The sequence below is a fragment of the Citrobacter sp. CK198 genome (assembly GCF_030333295.1).
GTDB classification, from domain to species: domain Bacteria; phylum Pseudomonadota; class Gammaproteobacteria; order Enterobacterales; family Enterobacteriaceae; genus Citrobacter_B; species Citrobacter_B koseri.
Genome location: NZ_JAOWGE010000030.1, coordinates 322,287 through 345,167, shown reverse-complemented (window position 1 = coordinate 345,167; position 22,881 = coordinate 322,287). Strand labels below are relative to the sequence as shown.

The 22,881-nt window shown below is 59.3% G+C and carries 7 protein-coding genes; all 7 read right to left on the bottom strand.

Annotation, left to right across the window (positions count from 1 at the left end):
- Positions 1 to 372: 372 nt before the first annotated feature.
- The 7 genes from fyuA to ybtA all read right to left on the bottom strand — a co-directional run bounded on the left by fyuA (position 373) and on the right by ybtA (position 22,839).
- Positions 373 to 2,394, bottom strand: a complete 2,022-nt coding sequence (gene fyuA, locus OGY62_RS10410) for a siderophore yersiniabactin receptor FyuA (RefSeq protein ID WP_286459745.1) — start codon at positions 2,392 to 2,394, stop codon at positions 373 to 375.
- A 130-nt stretch (positions 2,395 to 2,524) separates the two neighbouring features.
- The gene (gene ybtE / locus OGY62_RS10405; protein ID WP_286459744.1) at positions 2,525 to 4,102 is read right to left on the bottom strand and encodes a yersiniabactin biosynthesis salycil-AMP ligase YbtE; all 1,578 of its coding nucleotides are present in this window, start codon (positions 4,100 to 4,102) and stop codon (positions 2,525 to 2,527) included.
- A gap of 3 nt (positions 4,103 to 4,105) precedes the next feature.
- Positions 4,106 to 4,909, bottom strand: coding sequence for a yersiniabactin biosynthesis thioesterase YbtT (ybtT, locus tag OGY62_RS10400; RefSeq protein ID WP_286459743.1), 804 nt, complete (start codon positions 4,907 to 4,909; stop codon positions 4,106 to 4,108).
- Positions 4,906 to 6,006 (bottom strand): yersiniabactin biosynthesis oxidoreductase YbtU, encoded by a 1,101-nt coding sequence (gene ybtU / locus OGY62_RS10395; RefSeq protein ID WP_286459742.1) that lies wholly within the window; start codon positions 6,004 to 6,006, stop codon positions 4,906 to 4,908. The genes ybtT and ybtU overlap by 4 nt, the downstream gene beginning before the upstream one ends.
- Positions 6,003 to 15,494, bottom strand: a complete 9,492-nt coding sequence (irp1, locus tag OGY62_RS10390) for a yersiniabactin polyketide synthase HMWP1 (protein ID WP_286459741.1) — start codon at positions 15,492 to 15,494, stop codon at positions 6,003 to 6,005. The genes ybtU and irp1 overlap by 4 nt, the downstream gene beginning before the upstream one ends.
- Before the next feature lie 87 nt (positions 15,495 to 15,581).
- The gene (gene irp2, locus OGY62_RS10385) at positions 15,582 to 21,689 is read right to left on the bottom strand and encodes a yersiniabactin non-ribosomal peptide synthetase HMWP2 (RefSeq protein ID WP_286459739.1); all 6,108 of its coding nucleotides are present in this window, start codon (positions 21,687 to 21,689) and stop codon (positions 15,582 to 15,584) included.
- A 190-nt stretch (positions 21,690 to 21,879) separates the two neighbouring features.
- On the bottom strand, positions 21,880 to 22,839 hold the full coding sequence (ybtA, locus tag OGY62_RS10380) for a yersiniabactin transcriptional regulator YbtA (protein WP_000140406.1): 960 nt from the start codon (positions 22,837 to 22,839) through the stop codon (positions 21,880 to 21,882).
- Between the last annotated feature and the right edge of the window lie 42 nt (positions 22,840 to 22,881).

Here is a 22,881-nt window from a genome sequence, read left to right as displayed (position 1 = left end):
AGAGTGTACACTTAAATTTAAGTAAAAGTGTAGTTTTTAGTCACCATAAGCGCACATTTAAGGAAATCGTTTTCGAAACAAGGAAAAGACATTGCCTGGTTTTACTGAGTAATCAGGTTTAGCTTGAATGGGTAAAGATCAATTGTTATTTGCATCGCAAATGAGGGGCGATAGACGGGATGTTCCAGGGATAACACCTTCCAATACTACCTTTTCAGGCGAAGATTTCTGTACACCCATAGCATCCTCTTAAACGTACATCATAGACAAAGAGGCAGGGGGGATGTGGCAATTGATAACCTGGGCGGAGCTGCCCTGGGCGGGATAAGCGCGTCAGGGATGCTGTGACGGCATCCCTGTTTATTTAAAGGATCAGAAGAAATCAATTCGCGTATTGATACCGACGGTGCGCCCCATATTGACCTGCGCGACGGCGCTGCTGCCGTTCATGTAGCCATAGGTACGGTAACGACGGTCAAACAGGTTATCGACATAGACGGAAATGTTCATCCGTTCAGTCGCCTGCCAGCCCAGGCTGCTGTCCAGGGTGGCATAGGTGCCTTGCCGCAACTGGTTGTCGCCATCGAAATAATGCGGCCCGACCAGATTAACCGCCAGTCGGGGCATCAGTGCGCCATAGCGCGTATCAATCACGCCGTTCACGCTGCTTCCCGCGCCATAACGTGGTACGAACGGCACCCGGTTGCCGTGATACAACTCACTGTCATTGGTGAATTCGGAACGGATCACGTTGCCATTGATATCCCATGACCAGCCCGGCGCAAACCGCCATTTCGCTTCAAGCTCAACGCCGGTGGCGTCGGCTTTACCTGCATTGCTTAATGTCTGCATCCCGACCGGGCCAGAGTAAAGCTGCATGTCTTTGGTGTGGGTATAAAACGTCGCGGCTTGCAGCGTGACGTCAGCGGTTTCGTAGCGGGTGCCAAGTTCATAGTTGATGGATTTCTCGGCGACGAACGGTTTGGCATCAAGACCCGCAGTAGGCACGATGTTGTACCCGGAAGGTTTATATCCCTGGGCTACACGGGTATACACTCTCCAGTCGTCGGTCAGCATATAGCCTGCCGATAGCTGTCCGAGCACCTGATCGTCATTGCTCTTACCCTGGTCGCCAAACGGGTTGCCGAGCATGCTGCCGTGATATTGTGTACTGGATTTATCATGCGAGAAGCGCACGCCGCCGCCGATATCAAAACGATCGGTTAAATGCCAGGTCAGGTCACTGTATGCGGCCAGCGTTTCAGCGGTGGTATAGCCGGTACTGCTTAAATAAGGCATTGTCGGCATGTCGTAGGCTGAATTTAACTTCTCGCGGGTGTTCTGCCGGTACAGCCCAAACACCATATCAACGGTACGCGCATCGCCCAGGGTTGCGGCGCGCAGCTCCTGCACATCCTGATTCCAGCGCTGAGGCATATTGACGATTAACGAACCGGAAGGGAAGGTGCGCGAATAATGCTGCTGCTGCCAGGCGCTGATCAGGTTGAAAACCCAGTCATCGGTGGTGTATTTCCCACTCAGGGTCTGGCTGTCAGTGCAGCGCCGCATGTACGGGTCTGGTGAACCATCGCTGATCGACAGCTTACGGCCCTTAATATCATTCCATCCCACATAGGCGTCCTGGGTGGCGCGGGTACATTCGCGTGAGGCGGCAAAGCCCATTTCCCAGGGCTGGTCGTCCGGCGCCAGACGCAGTTTCACATTCCCTATGCTGGCGCGGGTGCCGCCTAAATCATCGCTTCCCGTCGCGGGGTTAATCATGTCGCCGTCATCAACCTGACGTAACAGGGTGACGCTGCCGTACAGCAGTCCATCCTGAATGGGGCCGCTCAGGTTGAACTTACTTCGATAACTGTCGCGGCTGCTGACACCGCCTTCAATATAGCCGCGCGGCGTGCTGTCCGGCTGCTGGGTGACGATGTTGATGATCCCGCCCTGAGCGCTTTTGCCATATAACGTTCCCTGTGGGCCTCGCAGCAACTCCACGCTTTGCACATCGGTAAGCGCCTGGATGGTGTTGGTGGAAAGCTGAGGGACGCCATCGACATACAGGGTGACGGCGGGGTTATAGAAGTCCTGCGCCGAAGAGACGCCGCGTAGCGAGATCGTCGAAAAAAGCATGTTTCCGCTATTTTCAATATTAAGCCCGGGCAACACTCTGGGGAGTTTGTCGCTGGCGGTAACGCCGGCGTCGCTTAAATCCGGCGCGCTGACAACGGTAGACGAGACATTGTTGGCTGATGCCGAGCGGGAAGATTGTTTACTGGCGGTAACCACCAGCGTGCTTTCGTCTTGCTGTGAAGTCTGGGCATTAGCAATGGCGGGGAGCAATAATCCCCCCAAGGCCAGAGGATAAAGCCGTGTCATTTTCATTGTTGTGAGTCCCTGTAAGACGGCGAAACGCCAAAAATACCGACAATGGTGAATTGAAAATGATAACTATTTCTAATAGTGGTGCTACCCGAAACGGGTTTATTTCAACCTGTTTCGGGTCGGTTTGCGCTTATTGGGCTGAATGGCGATAACGGTCGACGGCGAGAGCCGTCAGGCGTTTTTTGTCTATCTTGCCGACGGCGGTGAGCGGCCAGTGGTCCAGATACTCGATTTGGTCAGGAATTTTCCACGCGCTGAGTCCCATACGGGTCAGTTGTTGACGCAGTTGTTGGTAGTCAGTTGGCATCTGCTGCGCGATGATAAACGCGCAAATCCGCTCGCCAAGCAGCGTGTCCGGCGCGGCGACCACCGCGCAATCTTGCACTTCCGCTAAACGCATCAGTGCCGATTCCACTTCAGCCGCGGCTATTTTTTCTCCGGCGCGGTTGATCTGCTCTTTTATGCGCCCCTCAACGTGCAGGTTCCCCGCCTCATCCAGCCTGACATTGTCGCCTGTGCGGTAAAACCCTTGCGCGGTAAAAGCCTGCGCGTTGTGGGCAGGGGCGCGGTAATAGCCCGAAATGGTATAAGGGCCGCGCGTTAACAATTGCCCGGTTTCGCCCGGCGCGACGTCGTTCTCGTCTTGATCAACGATGCGGATTTCATCCCGAGGGGATAACGGGCGCCCCTGGCTGTGGAGAATGGTGGTATGCGGATCGTCCAGCCGGGTAAAACAGAGCAGGCCTTCCGCCATACCGAAGACCTGTTGCAGGGTACAGTCAAAGGTGGCGATAACCTGCTCAGCAAGCGTCGGGTCGAGCCGGGCGCCGCCCGCCTGAATGACGCGCAGCGACGAAAGGTCGCTGTCTTCCCACTCCCTGGCCTGCACCCATAATTGCGCCAGCGCCGGAACCAGGGCGACGTGAGTCACGCCTTCCTGCGCGATTAAAGGCATCACCTCATCACAGCTGGCGCTGTCGGTCAGCACCACTTTTCCGCCGCAGGCAAGCGTTCCCAGAATGCCGGGGCAGGCCAGCGGAAAGTTATGCGCCACCGGGAGGACGGCGAGATACACGCTCTGTTGGCTGATGCCGCACAGTTCAGCAGAAGCGCTGAAGTTATAGCTATAGTCGGCATGTCGGCGCGGGATGAGTTTGGGTGTGCCGGTTGTGCCGCCTGAAAGCAGCAGCAACGCGGTGGTGGAAACATCAGGCTGCGGCCACGCCTGCCGCTCACCGTGAAGGGAGAAGAGCGGCGTAAAATCGTCGCTCACGGTCTCTCCAGCGACCAGAACATGACGCAAGCAGGCGTGTTTGTGCGCCATCTGTCGGGCCAGCTCTGCGTGGTTTTCCCCGTGAATAACGTAAGCGACGGGTTGCGCCAGCTCAATCAGCGCGTCGATATCCAGCGCCCGTTGCGAGGGCATCGCCAGCACGGGGATAACGCCCAGTCTTAACAAGGCGAACAGCAGGGTAACAAACGCGTTGTCGTTGGGAAGCTGCACAATTACATGCTCCCCCGAACGCAAACCCAGTGATGACAGACCTGCGGCAAGTTCGTCGACCCGTGCATCAAGCGCGCTGTAGGTTAACGACCCCTTTGCATCAACGACGGCAATTCGCGAGGCATAACGGGCCGCCCAGTGGCGCAATTGTTCGGCAATGGGTAAGGGATACTGTTCAATCAGAGATTCAAAGGAAGAATTCATGCGTCACCTTTCTGAAGTGCTGGGCTGTTTTTGCAAAGCGGTCATTGCAGAAAATGCGTGGGGAAAATGGCGGACAATCTGCGTAAAAAAGGACCGGGCTTGTTGAATGGGGTAGAAATGATCGCCGTCAATCACCACCGGGCCTGTAACGTGGCTCAGCCACTGACGCCAGGCATCGACCTGCTGCCAGGAGGCTTCGCGATCGTGGCTGCCGCACAATAACAGCGCAGGCGTGCGCAGCGGCGGACAGACGTCGGGCGAGTCGTAGTAATAGCTCTCGGTGGCGTAAAAATCAGCGCGCAGAAGAGGAAGAAACAGTGACATTAATTCCTGGTTTTCCCGCAGTTCAGGAGAACATCCGCCAATGTCTATCAGTTCAGCGATAAAGTCGGCATCATCGCGATGGCTGAGCTGGCGTTCAGAATGCAGATGCGGGGCATGGCACCCGGAAATAATCAGTCCTTGCGGCGCATGCCCCCGTTGCTCCAGAAGTCGGCAGGTTTCAAACGCCACCTGCGCTCCCATGCTGTGCCCGACGAGTAAAAGCGGCGTGTCAGGCGATACGGATGCTTCCAGTTCGTTCGCCAGCAGTGCCGCCAGTTGTGTAATGCTTCTGAGCGGTTCCAGATGGCGAAGGCGATCGCGCCCCGGCCAGGTCACCAGAGAAAGCGCGCAATCAGCCAGTTGCTCAGCTTGCCAGTGGCGAAACGCGCTACTGCTGCCGCCAGCGAAAGGGCACATGACCAGATGTGCAGTATTGCCGTTCCGGGCGGGCCATAGCGGGATGCACATTGCAGATTGCGTCACAGCGCCTCCTTATCATCATCGTTGTAGAAACCGGCTAACCGGTCGTGGTGTGGCGGCGTCAGGCGTCTGATCTCCGCATTGCCGGTCTTACGTAAAATCTGCTGCCATAAACGTGATAACGCGATCTGATGTACGCTTTGACAGGCCGCTGGTGGATGTTCGCCCGCCAGATGGCTGCGCAACTGGTGTAGCAACCAGCTGACGCCCTCCGGCCCGACGGTTTCGCAGCAGTCACGCCAGCTCAGGGGCGCCACGCTGCGCGTCAGACCCGGCGGATCGCGCAGGATCTCCGGTCTGCGGTAGAGACTGTGGACGTTCTCCTGATGGTCTGCGACAAACAGGCTGGATGACCAGATGACGGGGCCGTAGCTCGCCTCCAGCGAAAGATGACCTTCCGGCCAGCCCAGCAGCAGGCGGTGCATGATAAGGCTATGCATATCTGGATCGTCAGGATCGAGATAGCGCTGAAGCAGCAGACAGGCTTCTCCCTCCGGCCAGAAGAGTCTCAGGCAGTGGAAATCGCTAAAGCTGCCAACCACGTCGCACTCCACGGCGGCGGCATCAACGCCCAGAGCCAGCAACAACAAATCCAGCGTGGAGTAGAGCAACTGTCGGCTGGTGGTGACGTGGACTACCGGCGGCGTCTTAGCCAGGCAGCGACGCAGCTGCTGCGCATCGCGAAGCCATGCGCGTCCCGCGCGCGTATGCGGATAAAACGTGTTTACCCAATAGCAGCAGCCCTGTTCCTGCGCCAGCGTTTGTAAGGAACTGATGTCATCCGGGTGGAGGGGATGCTCCTGAATGACGTGTACGCCGCGCGTCAGAAAGTGTCTGGCAAGCTGCGTACCGGTTCCTCCGGCGACGGTCGAACGCACGACAATACAGGCGATATCCGGCATCCTGGTTATCTGTTCCGGCGAGGTATACAGCGGAATGCCAAACGCATGGGCCAGCTCTCTTGAGCGGGCGCTTCCCTGCGCCAGCAGGCCGACCAGTTCCAGCCCCTCCGGGGGCTGCATAAAGGCATTCAGGTACATTTCGCCAAATTTGGCGCCCACAATCAGTACGCGTTGTTTTGGGGAGGCGGACGGCATCATAACGTGTTCTCCGGTTGCGTTGAGGTTGCGCAAAGCCAGCGCGTAATGTGTTGCGCACAAGCCTGAACGTGGGGGGCTTCCATCATGATTTGCCAGTGGCTGGCTTCAATCACAGCGTCGTCGGCGTTGTTTATCCAGCCCTGCCACTCGGTTTCTGCTGGCGTCCAGCGCGCGGGTCTCCCGGCGGCATACACCATGAAACAGGGGACCGGAACGCTTTCGCCCAGCGTATGCTCAGTCAGTAAACGCAGCAGATGCGCGATGTTGTCGAGCCACGTTTCTGCCGCTTGCAGCGTCAGGTTTTGCGACACCATACCGGCCGTTTTAGCGAGGCTGATAAAGTCGGCAAGCTGGCTGTCGGGCGTCTGCTGGTCGAAATGTTCGGGCAATGCCAGAGGCGTTTGTCCTTCGGCTAACAGGCGCAGCAGGGCCGCCCGGTTTTCGCAACAGAAATCCTGTCGGCACACGGGATCGATTAACGCGATCCGAACCTGCTCGCCTTTGGCGTACAGGCGCTGTGCGGCGCCCGCCGCGAGAAACGCGCCATACGACCAACCCGCCAGCACATAAGGGCCGTGAGGCTGCTGGCGACGGATGCACCCGACATACTCATCGATCATCTGGTCGAGCGTGGCAAAGCGCTGCGGCGATTTTGCTTGCAGGCCGAAAACGCGCCTGTTCAGCGCGCTGGCGAGCGGCAGCCAGGCGCTGATATCGCCGTCCGAAGCGTGGAAGACGAACAGGGTTTCGTCGCCGTCGCCCTGGCAAAGGGGTATCGGGTTGTCCTCTCCTGACGTCGCCGCCTGTAGATGGGCGCAGAAGTCGCTCAGCGTCGAATGGCTGAACAGATCCTGAAGGTTAGCCCTGGCAATCCCTCTCCGGTTTAGCTGCGCGACCATCCTTGTCGCCATCAGGCTGTCGCCGCCCAGTTCGAAAAAGTCGTGATGCCTTGCCACGGGGCGAGACAGCAGCGATTGCCAGAGTTCAGCCATCTGTTTTTCCAGCGCCGGATTCCCCCCGGCAACTGGCGTGGGTTTGGCTGGCTCAATCAGCGCATCAGACGGGGCATGCAGCGGCGTAAATAACGCTTCTCTTTGCCGGATCTGTAAAACGGGCAGACCGGTGCCAAAGCGCTGCTGTAAATAGCGGCTCACGGCTTCTTTATCCGGGCGATTTACGCCAGGCGAACGCGCCACCAGCAGATGCTGGCGCAGCGGCGACGATTCCTGCGCGGGCCACGCCAGCTCGTTTGCAAACCCGGCCTGAACGAGAACTTCCTGCCATGCGGAGCGGGTGAGCATCGGTTTCTCATCCCGGCGGCGGAAATCGCGGTATCCGCTTAATCCCTCAATAAAGCCCACGCTCGCCAGCTGGAATACGCTGTTTCGCTCCGTCGCTTCAACGATCAGCAAACGTCCGCCGGCTTTCAGCAACAGTTTTAATCTGCGCAACGTCTGGACGACATGGCTGGCGTCGTGGAGCACATTGACGGCAACGATCAGGTCGTAACCCGCCTCCGGGTGGGCGGTGAAATCCAGCGGCTGGTTGATGTCGAACAAGGCATAAGACACCTGCGATTCATCATGGAAACGGGCTCTGGCGTCATTGAGGAACTGCGCGGAGACGTCCGTGAAGTGGTACGACTGCCGCGTGTTCCGCGTGGCCTTCAGCACCGGCGCGGTAGTGGCTGCGGTTCCGGCGCCAACCTCCAGAATCCGTTCTGCGCTGCACAAGGCGGCAATCTGCGCGGTATAGCGATTCAGACAGGCGCTGGCGGGGTTGTCGCGATACAGCGCGTCAGTCACGCGATGCTGCTCGTTGAACAGCAATTCCAGCGGTGAACACTGCCCGGAGAAGAGGGCGTCGTGCCGGGCGATGCAGGTTTCCAGATACTGCGCCAGCGCCTGGCTCCATTGGCTTGGCGGGCACGCTTCCTGAGGCTCAGGAATCTCGCTGAGCGGAACGCGGCAGCGCCAGCTTTCACCCTCGCGGATTAACCACGCTCTTTCCGTCAGACACTGTAGCCACTGGCGCAGCAGACGCTGGTGAGACGCTTGCGCGGACAGCGCCTGTACTATTGCGCTAAAGCGATGGGCGATCTCCGGCGTGGTAAACAGGCCGTGACGATTTAGCGTAGCCGCGATCCCCTGTAGCGCACGCGCCTCCAGCCAGCGCCAGGTCGCCTCCAGCTCATCAAGCTGCGCCTGCTCAGGCAACGACAGCGCCAGTTGGGTAAGTTCGTGCTCATCAGGCGTCGCCGCTGATGGCGACGGATCGTCGGCCATTACGATATCCAGCGTCAACGCGCCCTGTTCGGTCATTTCCGCTCTGGCCTGCCGGATGCCGGGGTATTCGAGCGTCGCCTGCTCAATATCCCGCAGGTCGTAGTCCGCCTGCGCGTTCAGCGGCCAGCGTCGGCGGGGAATGTGCCCGGCGATGCCGCTGGCGAGAGTCTTCAGGCTTTCAGGGGCGGCGATGACGGCTTGCAGGATGGCGCAGTAGTCATTAAACATCGCCCCGGCAGCGCCGGGTTCCAGCACGTTGTCCATGCAGTACCAGCTAAACATCAACTCGCCGTCGCTCTCCATGACCTGATGATCCAGCCAGACCTGCGGCGTTTGCGTGAACACATAGCAGGGTTCGCCGAACAGATGGCTCATCGCCTGATCGATAGTCATGCCTTCCAGCGTCATCCCCAGCATACTGGTAAACACTACCGGCATCAGCGGTTGACGTTGTGACCCGTGCAGGCGGCCCAGCTCACGGATCACCTCAACACCGTTCATTTCACTGTGCGCCATGTTTTGCCAGAGGCGCTGTTGGGTCTGCTGCATCTGCTCTTGCAACGTCACCGGCGTTGAGAAGTTAAAATCAACCAGCGTGACGGAGGTAAAATCACCAATCAACTGGTTGATTTGCGGATGGATCGGCTGGCGATTGAAGAACGTCAGGTTCAGCGTAAATGCCGTGGTGCGGCTCCAGCGCTCAAGGGTGGCGGCAAACAGCGTGAGCAGCGCGGCAGACGGTGTGACGCCTTGCTGCTGCCAGCGCTGTTTCACGGCCTGCCATTCTGTCTTGCCGATCGTCGATTTGAAGGTGGTGAAGTGTGGCGTTTCCGGGGGCGTCTCAACCACCGGCAGCTCTGGCGCTAAAGGCAGTTGCGGCAGTTTTTCCTGCCAGTAATCCCAGGCATCGTGCCATGCCGATGTCTGTCGGCGCGCCTGTTCAGCCATCACATAATCACGGAAGGTAATAGCGAGCGGCGCCAGCGTTTCACCGCGCCAGACCTGCGCCAGATCGTCCATCATGACTTTAAAACTCTGCACATCGAACTGCAAAAGGTCGAGGTTCATGTGCAGACGGTAATGGCAATCGTCGATTTCGCTGACCACCAGTTCAAAGAGAGGCCACTGGTCGGCAGGCAAAACACGATAGCTCAGTTCATGCCGCCGTTTTTCCAGCGCGATGCGCTGTTCTTCCGGGGAAAGCGCGCGCAGATCGTCACGCTGGATGTGATACTCCGGCGTTGTCGCCAGGATTCGCTGTTGCCCGTCGGCATCAACCACCATGCGCAACATATCGTGGCGTGCGATGAGCTGGTTCCATGCTTTCTCCAGTATGGCGAGATCGAACTCATCGTGGCGTTTATCCCACTCAAACAGGACGTGACAGGCGACGCCGCCATAGCCAATGAGGTGGGTTCGCCCCAGCCAGTAGGCGTGCTGAATGGGCGTCAAAGGGAAGGGCGCATAACGCTCGTCGGCGTCGTGCTGCAACACTTCCGGCTGCGAAGCGGCAGGCGTCGTCTCTGGCTTAGAACAGATAAGCTGCGTGATTCCATGAGGAGACAGATCCTGCCACGCCCGTTCCGCATTGATGCGTACGCCCAGGTAGTGCTGAATATCGCTACTGAGTTCAAGGAAGAGCAGCGAGTCCATGCCGAGTTGCAACAGATCCTGGTTTGGATGCAGTGACGCCGGATCGCTCAGCCTTAGCTGAATCGCAATCCGCTTTTTCAGCCATGCCATCACCGCCGTTTCATCGCTCAGGCTGCCGTTAAAGGCGTTGTCATCAGCAGGAGGAATGATCGGCGTTGCGGCTTTTTCTGTGGCGCTGATGTTAAACAGAGCCTGTTGTAATGGGGGCATTTTGTCGGTAAAAACGCGCATCGCCAGTCGCCACGGGGCACCGCGCATCACCGCCTGTTCCAGGTGCCAGCAGCCTTCGGCATCGCTTAACGCGCCCATACCACGGCTGGCGAGCGTCGCCAGCATTTCCGGCGTGGCCGCCCGACCGCTTTCTCCCCATGCGCCCCAGGCGACAGAGAGCGTTTTCGGCGCATCAAGGGTGGAAAACTGCTGGGCCAGCCCGTCCAGGTAGCCGCAGGCCAGCGCATGGGCGCTCTGACCCGGCGCGCCGAGGGTGGCGGCAGCGGAAGAGTAGAGAATAAGATAGCGTCCGTCGTGGTTGCGCAGGGTTTGCAACAGCTGGTTTGCCGCCTGCGCTTTTACCGCAAAAACGGTGGCCAGCTGGTGGTCATCAAGCTCCTGCAAGGGCGCGTCAGCCAATACGCCAGCGGCATGAATCGCTCCGGCAATGCCGCCGTTGGCCGCCAGATCGTCAAGAACCGTGGCCAGTTGCCCGGCATCGCCCACATCACAACGGCAGACGCGCGTCTGCCCGCCCTCCACATCGCGTAGCCATGACTCATCCACGCGCGGCGCCAGCAGGGCGATGCGTCGCGCCCCTTTTTCTCTGAGCCAGTTCACGGCAAGGCGGCCTAATCCGCCAAACGCTCCGGTCACCAGATGCCAGCGGTTATCGCCGGTAAACACGTTTGCCGGTAATTCGGCGGCGCATCCCGTATTGGGCGCCAGTGAAGGGAGCCAGAGGGTGTCACCCCGCGCGGCAAGCCAGCGCTGTGATAGTGAGACTGTGCTCAACCCTTGATGCAGCGTTTCCCACGGGGTGTTTTCGGCGAGATCGATGGCGGCAATCAACCGTTCCGGCTGTTCGTTGGCCGCGACGCGAAGCAAGGCCCATAGCGCGTGATGGGACGCAGAGAGTGCCTCATTTTCCTCGACTCGCCACGCGCGGCGGGTGACCACAATCAATCCGGTTGCGCTGGCGGTGAGCGCTGCTATCACTTTCTCCGCTAAGGCCAGCGTATCCTCGCTCTCCTCAACAATCATCAGTCGCGAAGAGGCGTGCGGATCGTGAATGATGCCGTATTGCGCCAGCTCGTCGCTGCGCGCAAGCGTACCGGCGCTGAAGCTGAAGGTAAGCGGATGGTCAACGCTGGCGATGCTGAGGGGCGTCCAGCGCCATTGATAATGCGTCTGCGGCGCAGGAAGAGGCGCGGCGGGCGATAGCGGCAGCCACTCGCCAGCAGGATGACGGGCTTCAACGCGCATCTGACCGCGGGAAAAGGCTTCGTTTTGCCAGCTTAAACGGACCTCCCCCAGCCACTCCGGGGCGACGACGGGGGGCGGTTCCACAGGCAGAGCGTCGCCATGACGCTGTGAGAGCAGACGCCAGGCCTCCTGCCAGCGGGCGTTAAACCGTTCGGGCTGACCTGCGCAATCAGACCAGTCGGCGAGATAATCACCGTTATCCGTCAGCGCCTGTCCCAACACGGGTTCTGATGGCGCGGTGAATGTTACGGCGCTAACCGCCTGACCGGGCAGCGTGGCGAGAATGATATGTTCGCTCATCCCGGCGGTCGGGCTGCCATCCTGTGGTAGCCACGCCACTTTGCTGAATCCGGCGTGGCGGCACTGTTGCTGCCACTGAGCGGTGGTGAGGAATAACTCACCTTCGCGGGCGTCGAGATCCTGTAGCGGAAGAACCAGCGGGCCGAAAACGAAGTCAAACAGACGCATTGGCTGGGTGATTTCGCGCATCAGCAGGCGCCCGCCCGGCTTGAGCAGGGGGCGCAGATTATCGAGCGTGCGGCCAATATGGCGGGTGGCGTGAATCACGTTCGCCGCCACGATAAGATCGTAAGACTGTGCCTGGAAGCCCTGAGACTGCGCCTCTTTTTCGAGATCCAGCTCGCTATACTTCACAAAATCATAGTCGGCGAATTTCTGCTGGGCGCGGCGGGTGAACAGCGCCGAGATATCGGTGAAGTGGTACTCCAGCGCCGGAACGCCGTTGAGTTCCGGCAGCAGCCACGCGGTGGTGCCGCCGGTGCCGCCGCCAACTTCAAGAATACGCAACGGCTGGCGGGGCTGACGCGTCTGGACAATGCCGCGTAATACCCCGGCGGCGATTTGGTTGAAATAGCGGCCAAAGCTGAATTCCTGATACAGCACCTCCACGCCGTCGGAGGCGCTTTGCGGGAAGATAATCGCCACCGGTTCTTCCGCGCCGCTCATCATGTCATATAACCGATCGCCGGCACGGGCGATGGTGTCGGGAATAGCCTGAAAACCTTCACAATAACCGGCAAGTTCCGTCAGCAGTGATTCCCGCTGTTGATGTTCAATGGGGCGGGCGCGAGCGTATCGCCCGTCGGTGCAGCGGTAATCGCCGTCGACCACGCAGTTATTCAGCAGGCGCTGGAGTAGCTGCTGGTAGCGGGGCAGCAGACGTCCACGGCGCATGATGGTCATGGCGTCCACGCCGTTCTCAATGGCATCGCCGGTACAGCGTTGTACCAGTTGATCGACGTAGATGGCGTGCAGTCGCGTGGCGCACTGTTTAAGCGCTTCCAGACGGGGGAGATCGAGCGCTGTCGCGGCGCGACTCGCCACCTCCAGCCCGGCAGACAGCGCTGCGTCGGCAGGCTCGCAGGCCGGGGAGACACGCTCTTTCCAGTAACGCTCAGTATCAAACGGATAACATGGCGCAGCGATACGTTGTCCATCGCCCGCCAGCAGGTCGGCCCACGGTAGGGCGACGCCGGCAGCGTAAAGCTGGAGCAGGGCCTGATTGAGGACATCGCTCGCCTCTTTGTTACGCCGGGCGCTGGCTATCCAGTATGCGTTATCGCGGTATTCGCGTTGCCCGGAAGCAACCAACTGGGCATCGGGCCCCATCTCCAGAAAAACGCGGGCGCCGAGCTGATGCGCCACCTGAATACTCTGGATAAAACGCACCGGCTGGCGCATGTGTCGGCGCCAGTAATCCGCCTGGTTGAGCGTTGACTCATCAATGACGTCGGCGGTGAGCGTGGAAATAATCGGTATTTTCCCCGGCTCCGCGTGCAGCCCCGCGCAGGCGTCCTGGAACCGATCGAGTATCGGCTCCAGTAAAGCGGAGTGCGCCGCGCCGGTTACGCTCAGGCGACGATAGTTAATGTCATGCTGCGAGAGCGTGGCGCAAAATACCGCGAGACGGGCTTCCGGCCCGGAAAATACCGTATGTTGCGTACCGTTGTTGGCGGCGAGATCCAGCTCAAACTGGCGAGCCAGCGGCATCAGCGTGTCTTCGTCTGCAAATACCGCTACCATCGCGCCGCTTGCGCACTGCTGCATTAGCGCGCCGCGTCGACAAACCAGTGGCATGACCTGTTCAATCGTATAGTGTCCGCAGACAACGGCAGCGGCAAATTCACCGACGGAATGCCCAATGGCGAAGTCTGGCTTCAGTCCTTCAGCGCGCCAGTGCGCCGCCATCGCGATTTCAAACGCGACAATCGCTGGCTGCGCCCAGGCCATATTGTCCAGCTGCGCCGAATCGGGGTTAAACATCGCTTCGCGCAGTGACGGCGTGAGCATTTCGCTACAGGCGGAAAAACAGCGATCCAGCGTGTCGGCAAACGCCGTTGAGTGCTGGTACATTGTCTGACCCATAGTGCGCCAGTGCGAGCCCTGGCCGGTAAACAGCCATACCTGCTTGCCGCTGGCGCCGTGGCCGCTGTAAACCAGCGCCCCCGATTTCTCACCGGCCCAGGCGCTGAGCGCCGCGGCGGTTTCACGGTTTAATGGCGCCGCCAGGCGGAAGGGAAGATCGAGACGGCGCGCGTGCAGGGCTGTGAAGGCCAGATTGCTGGCATCCGTATTCTCCCTCAGCGCCCCGGCATAATCCGTCGCCAGCCGCCGCAACGCGCTGTCGCTGGCGGCGCTGAGCAGCAGCGCGGTACTTTTTCTGCCGCCATCCGTATTGGGGAGGCGCGCGTTGAGCGCGTCGGGCAGCGAGGCGACGATCATATGGCAGTTGGTGCCGCCAATACCAAAGGAGGAGACGCCCGCATAGCGCATTTCGTCCTGCCACGCCTGCGCCGACACCGGTATGGTAAAGGGACTCTCTTCAAGTTTCAGCGCTGGGTTGGGGGTGTGAAAATTCAGTAAGGGTGGAATTTGCCCGCGGCTGACTGCCAGAACGGTTTTCAGCAGTCCGGCAATGCCCGCCGCGGTATCCAGATGGCCCATATTACTTTTCACGGAGCCGAGCGCACAGCGCTGATCCTGCGGGCGAGGCGCATAGACGTTGCGTAACGCTTCAATTTCAATCGCGTCGCCCAGCGGTGTGCCGGTGCCGTGGGTTTCAATGTAACCTACCTGCCTGTCGTCGATCGCCGCCAGCATTAACGCCTCTTCGATGACTGCCTGTTGCCCTGCGACGGAAGGGGCGGTATAGCCGACCTTTCTGTTGCCGTCGTTGTTGACCGCGCTGGAGAGGATCACCGAGATAATCGGATCGCCTGACAGCAGCGCGTCTCTCAGGCGACGCAGCACCACGCAGCCGAGACCGTTACCGGCCCAGGTGCCCTCAGCCGAGGTGTCAAAAGGACGACAGTGACCATCAGGAGAGAAAATCATTCCGGGCTGGTAGCGGTAGCCCGCTTGCTGGGGGAAAGAGAGCGCCACGCCGCCGGCAACCGCCATATCGGATTCGCCTGCGCGCAGGCTTTCACAGGCCAGATGCACGGCAACCAGCGAACTGGAGCAGGCGGTCTGTACCGATAACGCCGGGCCGTGCAGGTTGAGTTTGTACGCGGCGCGGGTGGCAATATAGTCTTTATCATTGCCCATCAGAGATTGCAGACCCTTTACCTGCGCGACTTCTGTCACGTTCAATGCTTCGCGACCGGGGTAGGTACTCATCCGGGAAGAGGCGAAAACGCCGGTCTTATGGGGGACGGCGCCGGGGGCATAACCGGCATGTTCCAGCGCATGCCAGACCGCCTGCAAAAACAGGCGCTGCTGCGGGTCCATCGACTCCGCTTCCTGTCGCGAATAGCCAAACAGGGTGGCGTCGAAGCAGTCGGCGTTGTCTAACACCGTACCGATATTGACATAATGAGGATCGTCAATGATGGCGGCATCCAGACCCACGGCCAGAAGCTCTTCGCGCGTAAAACGTCGGCTGCATTCACGACCTTCCAGCAGATTTTGCCAGAACGTTTCGCCATCCGGCGATTCAGGAAAATGGCAGGCGTAGCCGATAACCGCGACAGGTTCGCAGTCCGGGTAGTGTTGAGCGATCGATGCATCAATGGAATCTGCTGTCGGCGCAGAAGAGAAGCGCAAGTTATCCATAATCGGTCCCGTTTCCTAAGATTCACAAAGTCAATGGAACGCCATGCGTTCGCGATGGCGTTCCGGGGAAAATCAGTTTGCTTCGCGCTATATCCGCCGCTGACGACGGCGAACAGGGCGAGGACGTTTTGTTTTCTCCACCGTGGCGACGCCGGCCAGATAATCGGCCAGGGCGGCAGGAGAAGGGTGGGTGAAGAGGTCAAGCAACGTCAGGGTGGAAAATTCGTGACGTTGTAACAAAACGTGCAGTTGCACCAGATTCAGCGACGTTGCACCCGCCTCAAAGAAGTTTTCTGCGGGTGTGACAGACTCGCCAACCACCTCGCGGAAGGCGTCGCAAATCAGGCTGACGGTGCTCTCGTCCGCCGCAATGTGTGGCTGAGAGTGCTCAGGGCATACGCGCGGTGAGCGTTCTGCGCATTGCCCTGCGTGTTTAACGGGAGGCACCAGCGCGGCGAGCGGCAGTTGCCAGCCGCTTTCATCCTCGGCCATTCGGTTTAGCAATGCGCAATACTGTTCAAACTGGCGCTCCACCTGTCCGGCAGGAAACAGCGCGGCGACAAAATCCCAGTTAAAGCGCAGTTCGCCTTCGGATTCATAAACCTGGTGATCGAGCCAGACCTGCGGCGTCTGGGAGATGCCCCAGACCGGTTTGAGCAGATTACGCCGGGCGAGGAAGTTATCCTGCTCAAAGCCCAGCGCGCTGGTAAAGACGACGGGCATCGGAACGGCAGGCACGTTTTGCCGTTGCGCCAGTTGACGCATCACGCGGATGGCCGACACATCGCGGTGGTTGAGGTTCTGGCTCAGCCGCTGCTGTAGTGACTGCGCGCTGTGCAGCCAGCTTTCGCCGGGATGCCAGCTCAGCAACATCAGCGAGGTGAAATCGCCCAGAATCTGGTTGATTTGCGGGTGCAGCGGTCGCCTGTCGAAAAGCGTAAGGTTAAGCGTGAACTCAGGCTGCGCACTCCATGCAGAGAGAACCGTTGACCACACCGACAACAGCACGGTCGACGGGGTGAGATGGGCGTCAGCCGCCCGTTTTTTCAGCCGATGCCAGCGCGTGCTGTCCAGCGCGCCGTTCAGGCGGGCGAAGCGCGGTGTTTCAACCTCCTGAGGCAAGCAGCGCAGCGGCAACGCAGGCGCCGGAGGAATATCATCAAGCTGCGCCTGCCACCATGCCAGAGAATCTGGATTGGGCGACTGTAGCGAGGGCTGTTGCAGATAATCCCTGAAGGTGACGGGCAGAGGCGGAAGCAGCTGTTGCGGGTAGCGGTAGCCGTGCTCCAGCTCCGCCAGCAGGATCTGCATGCTCAGACCGTCAAGCAACAGGTTATCCAGACACAGCCACAGGCGGGCAGGCATCCCGTCCACGTATCCGACCTGGAGATCGAATACCGGCCACACTTCGGGGTTGAGTACCTGATGCGCCAGTTTTTCGCGCACCCGCAACGCCTCTTCAGGCGTATGGAGGGTGTGTGCGGGTATCACCCAGGGGGGCGTCTGTTCGAGCACCTGTTGCTGTCCATCACGCACGATGGCGCGCAGCATATCGTGGCGGGCGATTAATCGGTTCCAGACCGTCTCCAGCCGGGTGAGGTCCAGATCGGCAATTTCAAATTCAACAAAGAAATGTGAGCCGACGCCGCCCAGGGCAAAGCCCGGCTGACGCCCCACCAGGTAAGCCTGCTGCACGTCGGTAAGCGCAAAGGGCTGGTAGCGATCTTCAGGGGAGTGGACGAATGGTTGTTCGACCGGGACGTCGGTTTTCCGCAGCGTGGCGGCAAAATCCGCCAGCCGGGGATGATTAAACAGGTCGCTTAATTGCGCTTCATAACCTGCCTGATGAAGTTGCCCGGTCAGACGGGTCGCCAGCAGGCTATCGCCGCCTTGCTGGAAGAAGTCGGTTTCTCTGGTGACATTGCCAGTTGATAAGAGTTGCTGCCAGAGGGCGGCAACCTGTTTTTCAATGTCGCCCTGGGGTAAATCCGCTTCGGCCGGGTTTTCCGCTTCAGGGGTATGACGACGCTTCAGCGCCTGGTAGTCAATTTTCCCGTTAGCCGTCAGCGGTAAGGCGTCGAGGAAGACGATCCGTTGCGGCACCATCCACCCCGGCAGACGCCCGGCGAGGGCGGCCTGAAGTTGACGGGGATCGCGGCGCACCTGCCTGTCAGGACATTGTACGAGGAAGCGTTGTAACCCCGCGACCTCATCGCCATGCTGACAGTTGAAGGCGGCTGCGCTAAATAATGCCGCCCAGTCGGCACTGTTATGCAGCAAGGCCTCCGGCTGCCCATCGGTTAACAGAAGCGTGCTGAGCAAGGCGGACGGCGTTAACTGGCGAAACTCCATCACGTAGAGCAGCGCGCCGGGAACGGCAAGCTGTTGTAATGTTGCAAGGAGCCCGGGATCTTCCGGCAGCAGACGATGCAGGGCGTTATTAAGCCAGATAATGTCCGCCGAGTGAGCGTGCGCCGCCAGCGTGTCTGCATTCCAGGGGGACAGACGAGCGCCAGGCCAGGGGGCAAGCCTCTGCCGGGCGCTCAGCAGCATCTCCTGGCTCTGCTCAAGCCCGACATATTCAATCTGTCCGGCGTTGAGCTGTGCCAACAGCGATTCTGCGGCGCGGCCGGTGCGGGTTCCCACCTCAAGCAGGCGTACCGGGCGCTGTAAGCGCTGTGCAAGCTGTTGGCAAATTGTCGCCAGTTCCTGAATATACGGGGCGCTGGCCGGATGGTTGAAGGCCAGGCTTTCCGGCGACCACTGCGCGTCGTTCAGTAACGACAGTTCGTCACGGGCGCCGCGAAGAATTTGCGATAAGGTTAAGTCATGTCCGCTGAAGTGCGGGTGCTCATCCTCGCGTTCTTCACCAGCGCAGACCTGATAACCTTCAGCAGCGGGCTTCAGTCGCCGTTGCGTCACCAGAAATGCTAACCAGCGTTCCACCACGGCCTGCCAGCGCGGCTGGATAGCGAGTGAGTTCATCAGGGGGAGAGAATCGGCGTCAGCGGTGTGACCCGGCTTCAGTTTTAACAGGCGATGCTGAAGGAAATCGGCTACCTGTTCTGCGGAGATCTCTGGCGAGATGGCGCAACAGGGCAACGTTCCCGCAAGCGTGTGCCACGCCTGCGGCAGTGCCGGGTTCCGATGATCGGTAACGCAAAAAGCCTCGCCCTGAGGAACCACGTATGCCGCCAGCGTTTTTTCTTTTTCGCCGATCGCCAGAACGGTTGCTTGTTTCACCCCCGCCAGCTGGCTGAGCGCGCTTTCGATTTCGCCCAGCTCGATGCGATATCCTCCGACTTTGACCTGCTTGTCGCGACGACCGAGGAACTCGATTGTGCCATCTGGCCAGTAGCAGCCGAGATCGCCGGTGCGATACCAGCGCTCGTCCGGGAGCGTCAAAAATTGCTGCTCGCTGCGCAGGGGATCGTTGAAATAGCCTTCCGCGACCCCAATGCCGCCAATCCATAATTCACCCGGCACCCAGTCAGGGCAGTCCCGGCCCTGTTCATCCACCACCCGGTAGCGTTGGTTGGTTAGCGGAAAACCGTAAGGGATGGAACGCCAGTGGGCGGGGACGTCGTGAATTTCGCAGGCGTTAGACCAGATAGACGCCTCGGTGGCGCCGCCCATCGCGATAAATTGTCCTTGTGGCCGGAAGGCCCGATAACGGGCGGGGAGGTCAAGCCCGATCCAGTCGCCGGAAAGCATCACTGCGCGCAGGTTTTCCGGCGTGGCGTCGGCGAAACCTTCACACCAGGTCAGCAGCATATCGAACAGCGCCGGGACGCTGTTCCAGAGCGTGACCTGATGGCGCTGGATCAGCTCACACCATGCGTGAGGATCGCGCCGTTGATTTTCCATCACCATTACCAGCGCGCCGCCCGCGCGCAGTACGCCAAAAATGTCGTAAACCGATAAATCAAAATGCAGGGCGGAGAGGGCCAGCACCCTGTCATGTGGGCCAACCTGATAGCGGGTATTGATATCGCAACAGGTGTTGAGCGCTCCCCGGTGAGAAATGACTACCCCTTTCGGCGTGCCGGTAGAGCCGGAGGTGTAGATAATGTAGGCCGGTTGCGTGGGGGCGCGTACCACCGGGTTGACGATCGGCTCCGCCTCAATGGCCTGCTGCCAGGCAAGGACGGGAATATCGTCTGACCCGGCGCTGGCGTCGTGCTGACAAATGAGCACCAGCCGGACGCTGGCGTCAGCGTAGATTTTCTCGCGCCGTGCGGCAGGCTGGTCCAGCGAAACCGGAACGTAAACCGCCCCGGCCAGCAGGACGGCCAGAACTGCAACAAGTTGTCCTGCGCCTTTCGACATCGTGATAGCCACATTATCGCCGGGCTGAACCCCGCACTCGATTAACCTGCCTGCGCAACGGCGGGCATAGTCTGTCAGCTCATGATAATTCCACTGATAACGCATGTCCGTTACCGCCAGCGCCTGCGGTTGTTGCAGAGCGATACGGAAAATGCCTTCATGCAGCAAGCCTTCGGGAATGGGGGCGCCGGTGGCGTTGACCCGTTCGCGTATCGCGCGCTGGCTGGCGGGCATCATATCTGCGAACGGCTTTTGCCAGGCGCTTTCGTCATCGCAGAGTTGGTTAATCAACTGGCAGTAGGCGTCGAACAATGTTTCGACTAACGCCGGAGGGAACAGCGCGTCGTTGCTGTCCCATTGCAGCCAGACCTCGCCGTGATGCTCGAACGCCAGATGATCTATCCAGACCTGCGGCGTTTGCGAGATGCCCCATTCCGGCTCGCCCAACGGTGATTCTGCGCGGCTGCTGTAGAGGGAACGCCCCAGATTGCTGGTAAATACCACCGGGGCGCCGTGGGGGTAGCGCTGCTGGCGTTTGAGTTCACGGAGTAATTCGACGCCGGACCAGTGGCGATGCTCCCAGTCCTCCGTAAACGTGAGCTGGTTTTTACGCGCCAGGTTGCTGACGGTATCGCCATCGCAGGCGGTATCCAGCAGAAGAATATTGGTGAAGTCGGCAAGCATCGCGCCAACCGCCGGGTGCAGCGGCTGGCGGTCGAATAAGGTGATGTTAAGCAGCAAACGCGTCAGGCCGCCCCAGCGAGCCAGCACGGCAGAAAAGCAGGTCGCCAGCGCCATTGTTGGCGTCACGCCATACTCGCCGGCCCGGTTGCTAAAGGCGTGCCAGCGTGTTGCCGGGACAATCATGCGGCGTCGGGTATTACGGACTTCACGTAGCGTGGCGGGTTCGCAGGCCAGCGGCAAGACGGGCGCGGGGGGAAGCGTCGATGCTTTCGCCAGCCAGTAAGCGCGCGCGTCGTCTCTCAGTGGTTGATTGATCTTCTGCTGGTGCAGCAAATACGAACGGAAATCATAGCGGGTGTCGATAGCCGGCAGCGATTCTCCGGCCAGCAGGGCGTTAAGCTCATCGAAGAAAAGCGTAAAGCTGGAGGCATCCATAATCAGCAGGTCAATATTGACATGGAGGCGGTGGCGATTGTCCGGCAAGAGCGTCAGCTGAAAATCAAACGTTTCGCCGATCTCCACGCGTAAAAGACGGTGGCTCAGGCGCTGGCGCAGTGCGTCCAGATAGGCCTGGCGGCTTTCAGCGTCGTTATGGCGTAAATCATGAACGGTGACGCCGTTCCAGTAAGGTTGCGGTAGCCAGACCTGCTGCCCGTCGGGGCGAAAGGCGATATGCAGCATTGGGTGGCGTTGCAGCAAGGTCGTGATGGCCTGCTCCAGCTGCGACGCCGTCAGACAATGGCCTTCAAACTCCTGATACAGGTGGCAACCCACGCCGCCAAGCGTCTGCCCCGGCATGCGGCCCGTCAGGTAGGCGTGCTGTACCGGCGTCAATGGGAAGGGGGTACTTTCGGTCATGTTCGGCCAGGATGATTCGTCGGGCAGCGTTTCTTCTTCCGCGTTCTCCGGCGACCGGCTGAGCATTAACTGGTTCCATGCCGCCAGCGTGGGGGCGGCATACAGCTCGCGAAGGGTAAGGCGGTAGCCATTTTTACGAAACCAGTGTAACCATCTCATCAATCTTATTGAATCCAGGCCGGCCTGGATCAGATTGCTCTCTTCATGTAACTGCTGCGGCGTTAAATTCAGTTCCTGTATAAGCCGCTCGCGTAATTGTTGGTAATCAGCCGCGTGGCGGTTGTCCGGTAACAGCGAATCCTGAGATGGTGCGCCAGAAATCATTCTTCCTCCTGATGGCACGTCTTACCGAAAAGCATTGCTCATATGAGAATAATAATTATTAACAATTGGATGCTACCCGAAACGGGTTTATTTATGCCCGTTTCGGGTTGGTAACAGGCGGAAAGAACAGAGGCCCGGATGGGGTATCCGGGCCTCTGTCAGGGAGGAATCTAGGGGGGCGCGACCCCGGTTACATCACGCGTTTAAAGGTCGAAGGGGTTACGCCAAACTGTTTCTGGAAGGCGGCAGAAAAATGGCTGGCGTTGGCATAGCCCAGATCGGCCGCCACCGTCATGACGGAGGTATTGCCGTTGGCCAGGCGTCTTCTGGCTTCCTGCATTCGTTCAGCCTGAAACAGGCCATAGACGCTGTTGTTGAACAGAACGCGGAAGCCTCGCTTAATTTTGAGAACGCTCAGACCGGACTCTCTGGCCAGCTCCGCGACGCCCGGCGCTTGCGTCAGATCAGCCAGCAGCAGATCCTTCGCCCGCAGCAGTTTCTGACGTTCCATCGGGTTGAAGTGGCAGGAGAGGCAACTGGCGTCTTCGCGATGTTCATCCAGCACCAGACTGAGCATGACCAGACTTTGCCCCTGCAACCATAGCGTCGACGGCTTTTGTTCATGGCTGAAGCCGCCGTGCATGCGCATCAGCGCGTGACGCAAGGCCTGAGCCGTTAAGTGGGTTTCAGCATTACAACGCTGCTGCTGGCAACAGCAGTGGGAATCGATCTTATTCTTAATGACCGCGCTAATATCCGGCACCCACAGCGCGAGGGTTTCAGGGCTGAAGGAGAGGGTAATACTCTCGAATCGGCCACAATAGGAGGCGCTGCCACGGCAGTCTGGCGTATGGGTAATGTAATGGCGATTGCGCGCAAGCTCCCAGTCGGTGTGGCGCCGGAGTCCCTGAATCGCAAAGCGCGATGTGCCTTCCAGGATGCACGAGAAGTTAATCCTGCCCAGATCGTCGTGTAGCTGCAACGTCTCAGGCCGCGCAAAATGGCCCCTCCAGAGCAAAATATCCATACCTTCCTGCAACGAACAGCGCAGCAGTTCACACTGAGCAGGAATATTGCCATCGTTTGCAGGTTTCCCGACCACCAACTGGTGAATAGAGATTTCAGATTGCGTTTGCGGTGACTCCGTCATGACCTGGTTATCTCCCTGTGGCTTAGACCAATGCGGGCATAT